General features: G+C 68.0%; 11 protein-coding genes and 1 pseudogene. 6 read left to right on the forward strand and 6 right to left on the reverse strand.

Annotation, left to right across the window (positions count from 1 at the left end):
• The 3 genes from ACWEQG_RS21020 to ACWEQG_RS21030 all read left to right on the forward strand — a co-directional run bounded on the left by ACWEQG_RS21020 (position 1) and on the right by ACWEQG_RS21030 (position 2,241).
• Complete coding sequence (locus ACWEQG_RS21020) at positions 1-729, forward strand: GntR family transcriptional regulator (RefSeq protein ID WP_452286899.1); 729 nt, start codon at positions 1-3, stop codon at positions 727-729.
• Positions 730-830: 101 nt separating this feature from the next.
• On the forward strand, positions 831-1,400 hold the full coding sequence (locus ACWEQG_RS21025; protein WP_452286901.1) for a DJ-1/PfpI family protein: 570 nt from the start codon (positions 831-833) through the stop codon (positions 1,398-1,400).
• A gap of 19 nt (positions 1,401-1,419) precedes the next feature.
• Entirely contained in the window at positions 1,420-2,241 is an 822-nt protein-coding gene (locus ACWEQG_RS21030; protein WP_452286903.1) for an alpha/beta fold hydrolase, read from the forward strand.
• Between the two features lie 109 nt (positions 2,242-2,350).
• On the opposite strand, the gene ACWEQG_RS21035 is transcribed toward ACWEQG_RS21030, so the two are convergent.
• A complete protein-coding gene (locus tag ACWEQG_RS21035) occupies positions 2,351-2,845 on the reverse strand; it encodes an NUDIX hydrolase (RefSeq protein WP_452286905.1) in 495 nt (164 codons plus the stop codon).
• A 214-nt stretch (positions 2,846-3,059) separates the two neighbouring features.
• Positions 3,060-3,272 (reverse strand): DUF1330 domain-containing protein, encoded by a 213-nt coding sequence (locus tag ACWEQG_RS21040; RefSeq protein WP_452286907.1) that lies wholly within the window; start codon positions 3,270-3,272, stop codon positions 3,060-3,062.
• Between ACWEQG_RS21040 and ACWEQG_RS21045 the strand changes: the two genes are divergently transcribed.
• Positions 3,271-3,741 (forward strand): molybdopterin cofactor-binding domain-containing protein, encoded by a 471-nt coding sequence (locus ACWEQG_RS21045; RefSeq protein WP_452286909.1) that lies wholly within the window; start codon positions 3,271-3,273, stop codon positions 3,739-3,741. The two genes, ACWEQG_RS21040 and ACWEQG_RS21045, sit on opposite strands and share 2 nt — an antisense overlap.
• A 62-nt stretch (positions 3,742-3,803) precedes the next feature.
• Here the strand turns inward: ACWEQG_RS21045 and ACWEQG_RS21050 are convergent, their stop codons facing one another.
• A complete protein-coding gene (locus ACWEQG_RS21050; protein WP_452286911.1) occupies positions 3,804-4,019 on the reverse strand; it encodes a hypothetical protein in 216 nt (71 codons plus the stop codon).
• A 527-nt stretch (positions 4,020-4,546) separates the two neighbouring features.
• Between ACWEQG_RS21050 and ACWEQG_RS21055 the strand changes: the two genes are divergently transcribed.
• The gene (locus ACWEQG_RS21055) at positions 4,547-7,309 is read left to right on the forward strand and encodes a fascin domain-containing protein (protein ID WP_452286913.1); all 2,763 of its coding nucleotides are present in this window, start codon (positions 4,547-4,549) and stop codon (positions 7,307-7,309) included.
• 3 nt (positions 7,310-7,312) lie between these two features.
• On the opposite strand, the gene ACWEQG_RS21060 is transcribed toward ACWEQG_RS21055, so the two are convergent.
• Positions 7,313-7,444, reverse strand: a complete 132-nt coding sequence (locus ACWEQG_RS21060; protein WP_452286915.1) for a hypothetical protein — start codon at positions 7,442-7,444, stop codon at positions 7,313-7,315.
• A gap of 662 nt (positions 7,445-8,106) precedes the next feature.
• Between ACWEQG_RS21060 and ACWEQG_RS21065 the strand changes: the two genes are divergently transcribed.
• Positions 8,107-9,765: a hypothetical protein gene (locus ACWEQG_RS21065; RefSeq protein WP_452286917.1), complete on the forward strand. Its 1,659-nt coding sequence runs from the start codon at positions 8,107-8,109 to the stop codon at positions 9,763-9,765.
• A 380-nt stretch (positions 9,766-10,145) separates the two neighbouring features.
• Here ACWEQG_RS21065 and ACWEQG_RS21070 read toward each other — a convergent pair.
• Both ACWEQG_RS21070 and ACWEQG_RS21075 read right to left on the reverse strand, forming a co-directional pair.
• A pseudogene (locus tag ACWEQG_RS21070) lies at positions 10,146-10,451 on the reverse strand (helix-turn-helix domain-containing protein); the annotation flags it as partial.
• Between the two features lie 73 nt (positions 10,452-10,524).
• Positions 10,525-12,234 (reverse strand): ThuA domain-containing protein, encoded by a 1,710-nt coding sequence (locus tag ACWEQG_RS21075; protein WP_452286919.1) that lies wholly within the window; start codon positions 12,232-12,234, stop codon positions 10,525-10,527.
• Between the last annotated feature and the right edge of the window lie 32 nt (positions 12,235-12,266).

Raw genomic sequence — 12,266 nt, forward strand, 5'->3', positions numbered from 1 at the left:
ATGGACGACGAAGTCTTGATCGCGCGGCGCCGTGGGGCCACGACGGGCGGAACGCCGCCGCGAAGATCTCGCGGCCGGCTTGCCGACGAGGTGTACGACACGCTGCTCGGACAGCTGATGTCGCTACGGATCGAGCCTGGCTCCCGCGTCACTATCGACGTCCTGGCGCGAGAGCTGGGGGTCTCGCAGACGCCGATCCGCGACGCCTTGAACCGCATGGAGGCCGAGGGCCTGGTCGTTCGTGTGCCCCATGCCGGCTATCGCATTCCCCCTCAAATCACCCGTCAACGATTCGAGGACATGCTTGAGCTCCGCCTGCTCCTCGAGCCGGCGGCGGCGCGCAGATCCGCCGAACGCGCATCCTCACAGCAGGTGGCCGGCCTGCGACGGATGCTGGAGGAGATGGCGGAGCTGGAGGGGGGCAACGGGATCATGGCCTATGGCGCTTTCGGGCTGCGCGACGCCGCTTTTCACGATCTCGTCGCCTTGAGCGCGGAGAACCAGGTCATCCGCGAAGCGCTCGCTCGCCTGCACACGCACGTGCACCTGTTCCGGCTTCTCCACGACACCCAGGTCACTCACTTGGCCATGGCCGAGCACGAGGAAGTCGTGGCCGCGATCGCCGCGCGCGACCCCGACGCCGCCGCCTACGCCATGCGTCGGCACATCCTGCTGTCCGGCGAGCGGTTCCGGCGATTGTTCGACGAAGTCAAGGACGCGGACGAATAGCGGTAAAGGCTTGACGGGCGGGCTGGGCCGAGGAATGCTGACTCAATCGGATCGGATCCGATTGGATCCACCTCATCCGCCCCAGTTGCGAGGAGAAGCAGGTGCCCAGAGCACTGCTCCTTACCGGCGATGCCGCCGAGGAGCTCGACACCATGTATCCCTACTATCGCGTGCAGGAGGGCGGCTGGGACGTCGACGTCTCGTCACGGACGATGCGTGACGTTCAGCTGGTCATCCACGAGTTCGACCCCAACTCCGACGCCTACGTGGAGAAGAACGGCCGGAAGTTGCCGGTCGACGTGCCCTGGGCCGAGGTCGACGTCGAGCGCTATGACGCCCTCATCATCCCTGGGGGACGTGCTCCCGAGTGGATCCGGGTCGACCCCGACGTCAGGCGCATCACCGAGCACTTCTTCGCGCGCAACCTCCCGATCGCGCTGGTGTGCCACGGCGCGCAGGTGCCGGCTGTCTACGGGCTGCTGAAGGGCCGCAAGACGGCGTGCTTCCCGCCCATCACCGGCGACATGGAGAACGCGGGCGCGACGGTCATCGACGCTCCCGACGTCGTGGACGGCAACCTTGTCTCCTGCCGCGGCTGGCCCGACATGCCGCAGTTCGGCCGGGTGATGATGGAGGTCTTCTCGAAGTCCGTCAACTCCGCATCGGCATGAGCACACCTCAGGTGTCTCGGTGACGGCACTTCGCACCGTTACGGTCGACGGCTCCCCCGTCCACGTCATGGAGAGCGGCACCGGGCCCGCAGTGCTGATGCTGCACGGCTCCGGACCCGGTACGACCGGATCCGGAGCCTGGGCGGCGACGGCACAGGCGCTGGGCACGTCCTGGCGCCTGGTGGCTCCTGACCAGGCGGGGTTCGGCCGTACACCGATCCCGGCGGGCTCCAGGGGTGGACTCCGGCTGTGGACGGAGCAGGCCGCGGGCCTGATGGACGCTCTCGGTGTCGAGCACTACGCCGTGGTGGGCCACTCCATGGGCGGTGCCGTGGCGCTGGCGTTGGCGGCCGCGCGTCCCCAGCAGGTCACCCGTGTCGTGGCGGTCTCGACGATGGGCGCCCCCGGGGCACCCCTGTCCGCCGACCTCGACGCGGTCTGGGCCGCCCCCGCCGGCCCGCTCGGGGCGCGGGACATGTTGAGTCGCCTCGTCTTCGACCAGGCGCTCGTGACCGAGTCGGCCGTCGCGGCCCGTGCTGCCGCAATGGAAGCGGGGGCGGCCGCATACGCGTCGTTGTTCCCTCCACCCAGGGCACGCTGGGCCGAGGATCTCACCCTCTCGGCGCAAACGCTGGCAGGGATCCGCGCGCCCGTGTTGCTCGTCCACGGTGCCGAGGACCGAGTCACCCCGCTCGGGACGGCAGCCCTGCCCCTGCTCGAACACCTGGCCGATGTCCGTCTGCACGTGTTCGGCCGCTGCGGGCACGTGCCGGCGCTCGAGCACCCGCACGACTTCAGGCGACTCCTGTCGTGCTTCCTCGGCGGGGAACGAGGTCACTGATCGCTGCGACAGGTCCGCAGCCCGTGCTCAGCAGATCAACATGAAGCAGGCGTGATCCGCGCAGAAGCTAGCGCCCTCCCCCAGACCCGAGCCGTGACGAGGCAGTGGCCTACCGCCAGGGCAGGTGCACCGGTTCGGAGGGGAGGTCACCGGCAAGCAGCCGGGGCAGAAGTGCGCCGATGCCGACGGGGAAGACGAGGTCGGAGGTGGTTTGAAGCTCGTGGACGGTCCACCAGCGGTGTGCGGCGATCGCCTCGCGTTCATGGGCTTCGTGGCCGGAAGGGGCCAAGGTCAGACGGTCGACTCGGGTGAAGAAGAACGAATCGACAGCGTGCAGGGTGAGCTCGCCGAATCGGGCAGGACCAGAGGAGACGGCCACCACCGAACCCAGGCGCTGCGGAGCCAGGATGTGACCGGTCTCCTCGAACAGTTCACGCACCGCCGCCTGAGAAAGGGTCTCTCCGTCGTCGACACCACCGCCGGGCGTGACCCAGAAATGGGAGGCGGGCAGATCGACGGAGGCACGGAACCGGAACAGCAGGAGCCGGTCGTCGCGGTCGACCAGCAGAACGCGGGCACTGGCCCGCATGGCGGGGACGGTCACTCTGCCGATCCTAGGTGGACCCGATCGTGGCGTTGGTGACAGTCGGCTGATCGGTGGAAGGCCGTCCGGTGCGGTGTGACGTTGTCGGGTGTTGTCGTACCCCAGCCATGGTGCAGGGCTTGAGCGCGCGTGCCTGCCCGGCGGTGTGGTGCTATCTCCGCCGGGGTGCCTGTCGGAGACGGACGCCGGGCAGGTCGCCGACTGAGCCGCCCGGTCAGTCGATGCCTTCGACGATGCGGGAGTCGCGCTCGACGCCGTCGGAGAGGGCGAGCAGCGCCTCCTGGTAGGCCTCACTCTCGTATGCCGCGACGGCCTGTTCAAAGCTGTCGAACTCGATCAGGACACTGCGCTCGGCGATTCCGGCGTCGTGTGCGACGACCGATCCCGGTACGGACCCGGCGCCGCCAGGTTCGACCAGGGCTGTCATGCGCGGCTTCGTCGCCCGCACCGTTTTCGAACGCCGGCGAAAGGTGAAGGCGGCCACCGGCGCGCAGTTCTGCGAGGTCCGGGTGGACCCCGACACCATGGAGGTACGCATCTCGCGCCGGCTCGGCGTCTTCGACGTCGGCACCGTGATCAACGCCAAGACCGCGACCAGCCAGCTACGCGGCGGCATCGTGATGGGCATCGGCATGGCCCTGTCGGAGCAGACCCTCATTGACGGCCGTGACGGCCGGATCGTGAACCCTAGCCTGTCCGAGTACCACGTGCCGGTGCACGCCGACATCCCCCACATCGACGTGTACTACCTGGACGAGCCCGACCCCGCCACACCGCTCGGCCCGCTCGGCATCGGCGAGGTGGGCATCACCGGGGTCGCCGCTGCCGTGGCCAACGTCGTGGCCACCGGCAAACGCGTTCTCGACCTGCCCATCACCCTCGACAAGCTGCTGTGAACCAACAGGGTGTCCAGCCGGGGTGATACACGAGTTTCGCGACTAGCGATGCAGCTACCCGTTCACCCCTGCGCCACAGCAGCCTCACCGTCGGCCATCACGATATCGTGATGGCCCAGGTCCTCGGCGATGGCCAGGAGTTCCGCGGTGCCGCGGCCCAGGCGCTTCATCTCGTGCACCGTGAAGATGACCCGCTGGTGCGGCACGGCGGTCTTGATGGTCTGGGCCGGCAGCTTGGTCGCGATCAGCACCTCCAGCAAGTCGAGCGTGTCATCCACCGCAGGTCGAGCGCGCTCGCCGCCGCGCCCTCCCGGGGCGAGCAGATGGAGCGTCGCGCCCGGCGCGACACGCGTTGGTCACGCGTCGCTGTGCATCCTCGATACATCCGATCTTTTTTCCTCGCCTCCATCGGGCACCTAGGAACCGGCAAACCCCCTGCTTACGTCGGCAATGTGAGCCGTCTCGGGGGAAATTGTTGATTTTTTAGAATAAGAATTAAGCCTTGACGGAGCTAGACATCCGATGTTGACTGCGGCTGACAGTCCTGAGACGGCGGCTGTGCGGTGCCTCGTGCCGGAGGCGGCGTGCGGATCGCGTCCAGACTGCGATGCGGGGGGAGAGGTCTGCGTGGCGCCCGTCCGGTCGCCGATTGCCGGGCGACGCCGCGTGGCCTCTCCACCCTGCATTCCTCCGGAAATCCCCTACGCAAACACTTCTACATCTCCGGTGCGTTCACTGCCGGAGAGCGGTGCCGCGACGCGTCCACCCATGAGGGGCGGCCACCATCACGAAAGGTGATCAGGTGATGAGGCTCTTACGGTTCCTGCCGCTGCTGGCGCTCCTTGGAGGGCTGGTGGCTGGCGGGGTCGCCGCCCCCGCGGTCGCCTCGGCGGCCGACGCCGCCTTCGATCAGGCGAGCGGCGCGCTGAACGTCGACTACGCGAGCTACCTGTCCAAGCACGACGTCGTCTACAACCGGCCCAACACCAACCCCGCGTACGGGCTGACCGTAGGCAACGGCCGTACCGGCGCGATGGCCTGGAGTCAGAACGGGCTGACGATGCAGACGTCCGGGGTGGACCTGTCCGAGCAGTCCGCGTACGCGGCGGGGCTGGTCAACCTGGCCACCAGCCCCGCCATGGACTCGGGCTACTCCACCTTCCAGCAGCGGCTGTCCCTGTACGACGGCACGCTGGTCACGAAGTACGACTCCAACCGCACCGTGACCGTCATGGGGTCGCCGAACTCCGAGGTGATGGGCATCCACGTGGACGACTCCCGGAGCGGGCTGTCGAACATCGCCCTGACGCTGAGCATGTGGGACCCGGCCACGGTCACCAACAGCGCCGACGTGCCCGACCTGAACACCTGGAAGACGATCTCCACGTTCGCCGACTCGAGCGCCGCCGGCCTGAGCCGCGGGCAGTCCGACCCGAACGGCTTCGGCTACACGCTGGCGGCCACGGTCGAGGGCGCAGGCTTCTCCACCCAGGTGGTCGACTCGCGGACGGTCCGGCTGACCATCACACCGACATCGTCCTACACGATCTGGTTCAGCGCGGCGAGCCGGATCAACGCGTCGAACCGCGACTCCGTCGCCCAGGCGCGCGGCCAGCTGAGCTCCGTGAAGTCCACCGGGTACGCCCGCACCTTCGCCGACTACAAGAACTGGTGGCACGCGTTCTGGGCCAGGTCGTTCGTGCAGTACTCCGGCATGGGCGGTGACGCCGACTACCTGGAGAACGTCTATTACCTGTCCACCTACATGATCGCTGCGGGCGGCCACGGCAACTACCCGGCCCACTTCATCAACGGCGTCTTCCGCGCCACCCAGGACAACACGAAGTGGAGCAACGCGTACTGGTACTGGAACCAGCGGGACGTCTACCTGTCGTTCCTCGCCTCCAACCACAGCGACCTCACCGACCGGCACAACAACCTGTACAGCCGGAACTACAACGCCTTAAAGTCGTACACGCAGACGAGGTACGGCGTCGACGGCCTGTGGGTGCCGGAGACCATGGGCTGGGACGGCAACGCGCGCGGCACGGTCGGCAGCGACTACACCAAGAACATCCTGTCGACGGGCTACGAGGCCGCCTACAGCATGTACATGAGGTACCGGTACACCGACGACGCGAACTATCTGCGGAACGTCGCCTACCCGTTCATGCGGGAGACCGCGAAGTTCTACTCGGCCATGCTGTCGCACGACAGCGCCACCGGCACGTACTCCGTGGCCAACTCCAACTCCCACGAGACGTACTGGAACGTCCGCAACGCGATCACCGACCTGGCCGCCGTGCGCAGCCTGTTCCCTCTGGCGATCCAGGTGAGCACGCAACTCGGGGTGGACTCCGGTTTGCGGTCCACCTGGCAGAACGTGCTCGACCACCTCGCGCCGTACGTCGTCTCCAACGGCGCCTACCAACCGCACCAGCCGCCGATCTCGCAGACCAGGAACAACGAGAACGTCTCGGCCGAGCTGATCTGGCCGTACGAGGTGACCGGCATCGGCTCCCCCGACTACCAGACGGCCCTGAACACCTGGAACCAGCGGCCCTTCCCCTACGGCAACGTGTGGTCCAACGACGCCGTGCAGGCCGCCCGGCTGGGCCTCGGCGACCAGGCCTACCAGGGCATGAAGACCATGCTGCAGAAGTACCAGAACTACCCGAACGGCATGACCAACAACACCAACGGCGTCTTCGAGTACCTCGGCGTGCACCTGACCGCGCTCAACGAGTCGCTCATGCAGAGCTACAACGGCAAGATCCGGGTGTTCCCGGCCCCGCCCGGTGACGCGTCGTTCGCCGGGAAGTTCACACTCCTCGCCAAGGACGGCTTCCTCGTCAGCTCCGAACGTGAGGACGGCGAGGTGAAGTACGTCGGCGTGAAGAGCCTGTACGGCAAGCAGGCCACGGTCGTGAACCCGTGGAACGGCCAGCAGGTCCGGGTCCGCCGGGTGTCGGACGGCACGATCCTCACCACGAGCTCCAGCGCCGAGATCACGTTCGCCACAGCCGGGAACACGGTCTACGTGGTCGAGCGCACGGCGAGGCCGCTCAGCTCGTACGCCTCGGCCCGGCTGACCGGCACCGCCAACCAGAACGCCAAGTCCCTGAGCGGCACCGCCTCGACGCTGGGCCTCGGGTCGGGGGTCCCCGGCGGCTCCGGCACGGTCAGCCTGCGGGCGCGCGCCAACAACATGTACGTGGCCGCGGACAACGCGGGGGCGTCAGCGCTCATCGCCAACCGGACGACCATCGGCGGCTGGGAGCAGTTCGACCGGGTGGACCTCGGCAACGGGAACATCGCCCTGAAGGCGCGCGCGAACGGCAAGTACGTGACGGCCGAGAACGCGGGCGCGCAGCCGCTGATCGCCAACCGCGACGCGATCGGCCCGTGGGAGACCTTCCAGCAGATCAGGAACCCGGACGGCACCATCAGTCTGAAGGCGCAGGCCAACGGCAAGTACGTCTGCGCCGACAACGCTGGAGCCTCCCCCCTCATCGCCGACCGCACCGCGATCGGCCCCTGGGAGTCGTTCGACCTCATCACCAACTGACATTCACGCCGTCCCGGCCCGGCGGGCCCGCGCGGCCCGCCGGTCCTTCGCCCTATGGGAGAACCCCTTGAGCCTTCGCATGTCCCTGACGGCGGTGGTCGCGATGCTGTTGCCGATGGCCGGGCCGTTCACCACCGCGGCCCCGCGCCGGCGGCCGACGTACCGTGGAACGGCACCTGGGCAGCGTCCCCGCAGCGGGGCACCACCAACCGGTTCGACCGGGACGTGCTCGCCCAGGCGAACGTCCGCTGTCGCAGACGGCCTACGACTCCTACGACAGGTACGACCGCGACACCATGACAGTTCCGGTGGGCCGGAGCTCACGCGGCTCCGGTCCAGCGTGGCGCGCCGCCACCGGCCCGCGGCATCGACCTGCGGCACCGGCTCTCCGGACACGGCGGGCCGGAAAGATCCGATGACTTCCGCCTGCCGGTCGCACTGCGAAGGCGAAGACATCGCGATCGACGCGATCTGCGCATCGCTGCCTTCGCATTGCACTCTCGCAATCTGAGTATTGCGCTACTTTGTTGATTTCTGTCACCATGGCTGTAAGCGGTCCGATGTTAGGCGGCGCTGACATACACCGCTCAGCGCCTTCGGTGGTGCTTGGTCGGAATGCAGCCCCTCGTACTGGAATGGGCCATCGAGCTCTTCCCCGTGACACGGCGACCGCTCATCGTCGTCCGGCCATGCCCGGATCCGCGCGCTGACGACCGCCGATCCGACGCGGCGGCTTCGCCGGCTCCACCTTCCCGCAGGCGCGCACGAGCAGTCCCTCTAATCGAAGGAGAGATTACGTGTCCGTCTCGCGCCGTACGTTCATGACCTCCGTGGTGTCCGGGTCCGCCCTCGCCGCGGTGTCGTCGTCCCAGCTGGTGTCCGCGCTGACCAGCGCGGCGAGCGCCGCGAGCGCTCCTGGCGACGTGGTCGGGAAGATCACCGTCGGCTACCAGGGCTGGTTCGCCTGCCCCGGCGACGGAGCCCCCATCAACGGCTGGTGGCACTGGAGCGCCAACATGTCGCAGCCGCCTTCCCCCAGCAACACCACCATCGTCGCCTGGCCCGACATGCGGGAGTTCACCAGGTCCTACCCCACGGCGTACGCCAATCTCGGCAACGGGCAGCCCGCCACGCTGTTCTCCTCCTACGACCAGCAGGTCGTCGACACGCATTTCCGGTGGATGCGGGAGAACAACATCGACACCGCCGCCCTGCAGCGCTTCAACCCCGTCAGCGGCGAGGGCCCCACCCGCGATGCGATGGCCACCAAGGTCCGCACCGCTGCCGAGGCCAACGGCCGCAAGTTCTACATCATGTACGACGTGTCCGGCTGGACCAACTTCCAGCCCGAGATCAAGACCGACTGGACCAACAAGATGAAGGCCCTGACGGCCTCACCGATGTACGCCAGGCAGAACGGCAAGCCCGTCGTGGGCATCTGGGGCTTCGGCTTCAACGAGAGCAAGCATCCCTCCGACCCGGCCGCCTGCCTGGACGTGGTCAACTGGTTCAAAGCGCAGGGCTGCTACGTGATGGGCGGCGTGCCCACCTACTGGCGGCAGGGCATCAACGACTGCCGGCCCGGCTTCATCGACGTGTTCAACGCGCTGAACATGCTCTCGCCGTGGATGGTCGGCCGGATCGGCAACATCGCCGACACGGACCGGTTCTACACCAACATCAACGTCCCGGATCAGGCGTACTGCAATTCGCACGGCATCGACTACCAGCCCTGCGTGCTGCCAGGGGATGTGAAGTCGCGGCAGCGGGCGCACGGCGACTTCATGTGGCGGCAGTTCTACAACATGGTCCGCCTGGGCGCCCAGGGCATCTACATCTCCATGTTCGACGAGTTCAACGAGGGCAACCAGATCGCCAAGACCGCCGAGACGATGGCGATGGTCCCGACCAACGCCGGGATGCTGGCCCTCGACGAGGACGGCACCTTCTGCTCCTCGGACTACTACCTTCGGCTGACCGGCGACGGCGGCCGCATGCTGAAGGGCCAGATCGCCCTCACCGCCACCCGGCCCACTCCGCCCGTTGCCGGGGGTGGAGGTCCCGCCCCCACGGTGATCGCCCTGCGGTCCAGGGCCAACAGCCGCTACGTCACGGCCGCCAACGGCACGGCGCTGATCGCGAACGGCACGTCCACCGGGACGGGCCAGCAGTTCGAGCGCGTCGATCTCGGCGGCGGCAAGATAGCGCTGAAGGCGAAGGTCAACGACATGTACGTCTGCGCCGAGAACGCGGGAGCCGCGCCGCTCATCGCGAACCGCACCGCGATGGGCGGATGGGAGACCTTCCAGCTGATCAACAACCCCAACGGCTCGGTCACCTTCCTGGCCCAGGCCAACAACATGTACGTCTGCGCCGAGAACGCGGGAGCCGCGCCGCTCATCGCCAACCGCACCGCGATCGGCCCATGGGAGCAGTTCGACGTCGTCGGCATCTGAGCACCGGCATCTGAGCAGCCGCGTCCGGGCATGCCTTCGGGGCGTGCCCGGATGTCGCTCGCATCACCCCCATCCTGATCACGGGCCACTCGGACCGCCCCTGCTCGGGCCGCGAGCATGACGTGCGTCTTCCCACTCCCGACGAGGTCCTCAAGGCGCTAGAGCTCCCCGAGGGCAGTGGGAGGTGCTCCTGCTCGCGGAGCACGAGCGCGTCCCGCCCCGCCCCGACGGCCCGTCCGGTTCCCGCACCGACAACGTCTCTAAAGGCCCGGCGCCTCGACGGCCCACTCCCCCAGCGGCCCACACCCTGACAGGCGAATGGGCACGCAGGCTTCAGGAACGCACGTGCGTCAACCGCAGGGGCGTGATCACTCGCAGGCGGCGACCAGGCGCTCCAGACGGGGTTCGGCGATATCGGGAAAGGACAGGCTGGACAGGTAGGTGTCCCCGAACTCGAGTACCCGCGGGCTGGGTTTGAAAAGCCGGCCGTCCGTGTGCATGCAGCCCAAGTCGACCACAGTGAGCAGAAAACGACGGGCCGCAGTCCGGGTGAGATCGGTCCGGGCGGCCAGTTCGCTGAGGGTGAGCTCGGGGTTGTCGGCGTCGAACGCGCGAATCACTGCAAGCCCGCGCTCCAGGGACTGGAGAAGTAGCTGTCGCGCCCCCGGCCGCCGGCCCAGGCTCAGCAGCGCCGCATTGTGGATGACGGGGCGGGCCGGGGGCCGCGCGGCTCCCGGCCCGCCGTGGTGCTAGGGAGACCTAGCTGCCGTAGACCTCGAAGGTGAACAATGAGTAGCCCCATTGCGTGCCGCGGGCCGTGCCGTAGATGCGCACGTACCGGGTGGAGGCGTTCAGGCCGGTGTTGTCGTCCTCACCGCCGTTGCCGCCGGTGACCGATCGGATCGTCGTCCACGTGGTCCCGTTGGGCGAGGTCTGGATCTGGTACGCCGAGCCGTATGCAGCCTCCCACACCAGGCGCACCCGGCTGATGGTGTAGGTGGCGCCCAGGTCGACCTGGATCCACTGCGGGTCGGAGAAGGCGCTCGACCACCGGGTCGTCGACGAGGCGTCCACCGCGGCCGACGCCGGGTAGGCGGCCGACTCCACGCTCGACGCGGTCGCCGGCTTGTTCAGCGCGAGGTTCGTCGCGGGCGGCGGTGGCGGCGTGCCGAGGTCCTTGATCCGGATGTTGCGGAACGCGACCTGGTCGGCGCTGCTGTGGTTCTGGATGCCGACGTACCCGTCGAGGTTGCGGTTCGGATCGGTGTTGGTGAAGTCGTTGATCAGCGAGCCGTTGAGGTACACGCGGATGCGCTGGCCTTCGACGAGGACCTCGTAGGTGTTCCACTCCCCCGGCGGGTTCAGCGCGGCGTCGCGCGCGGCGATGTCGGCGGATTTGAACCCGTAGATCGAGCCCGTGGTGCGGTCAGGGGTGTCGGTGGCGTCGATCTGGATCTCGTACCCCTGGTTCACCGCGACGTTCGGGTCGCCGCCCGGGTTGGGGAAGCCGACGAAGATGCCGGAGTTGCTGTCTCCGGTGAGCTTCCAGTCCGCCTTCAGCGAGTACGAGGTGTACTGCTTGGCGTTGTACCAGAACAGGCCCATGCCGCCTTGGGAGGTCAGCGTGGCGTCGGAGTTGGTGAAGCTGCCCGGTCCCGACTGCGCCCAGCCGGTGGTGGAGCCGTTGTAGAGCGTGGTGTACCCGGTCTCGGGCCGGCAGTCGGCCTTGGCCCGCTTGGCCGCGTACCGGATGCCGCCGAGCAGCTGGGAGCGGAACGCCGCCTCGGTGTAGGACGCCTGTGTGTGCCCGAACCCGGTGTAGAACGACCGTCCGCTGTCGATGGTCTTGCACCAGGTGATCGGGTGGTCGGCGCCCATCGAGCCGCCGGAGTAGGAGGACTCGTCGAGCGTCGCGAGGACGCGGGCCGAGCTCCGCGGGTTGGTTTGGTAGTTGTACAGCTCATCAGTACGGGTCCAGGTCTGCGGCAGGTGCGCCGTCGCCGGGTGGGCCCGGTTCTCGGTCTTGGAGTTGACCTGCTGGATCGCGGGGTGGCTGGCGAACCAGGCTCCGACGAGCTGGCCGTAGAACGGCCAGGCGTACTCGGTGTCGGCGGCGGCGTGGACACCGACGTAGCCGCCGCCCCCGCGGATGTAGGACTCGAACGCGGTCTGCTGGGTCGCGTTGAGCACGTCGCCGGTGGTGCTGAGGAAGACGACCGCCTCGTACTGCGCGAGATTGGCCGTCGTGAACGCGTTGGCATCCTCGGTCGCGGTGACCGTGAAGTTGTTGGCCGCGCCGAGGTCCCGGATCGCCTGGATGCCGTTCGGGATCGAGTCGTGCCGGAACCCGGCGGTCTTGGAGAACACCAGGACGTCGTAGGGCGCGTCGGCGGCCTGGGCCGCGGGCGCGGAGAACACGGAGGCGGCGAGGGCGACCGCGGCGCCCACCCCCGCTAAGAGTCTGCGCATGGTTCCTCCAGCGAGCGGGGCGCCCGTGTGCG

The sequence above is a fragment of the Microbispora sp. NPDC004025 genome, from assembly GCF_053604425.1.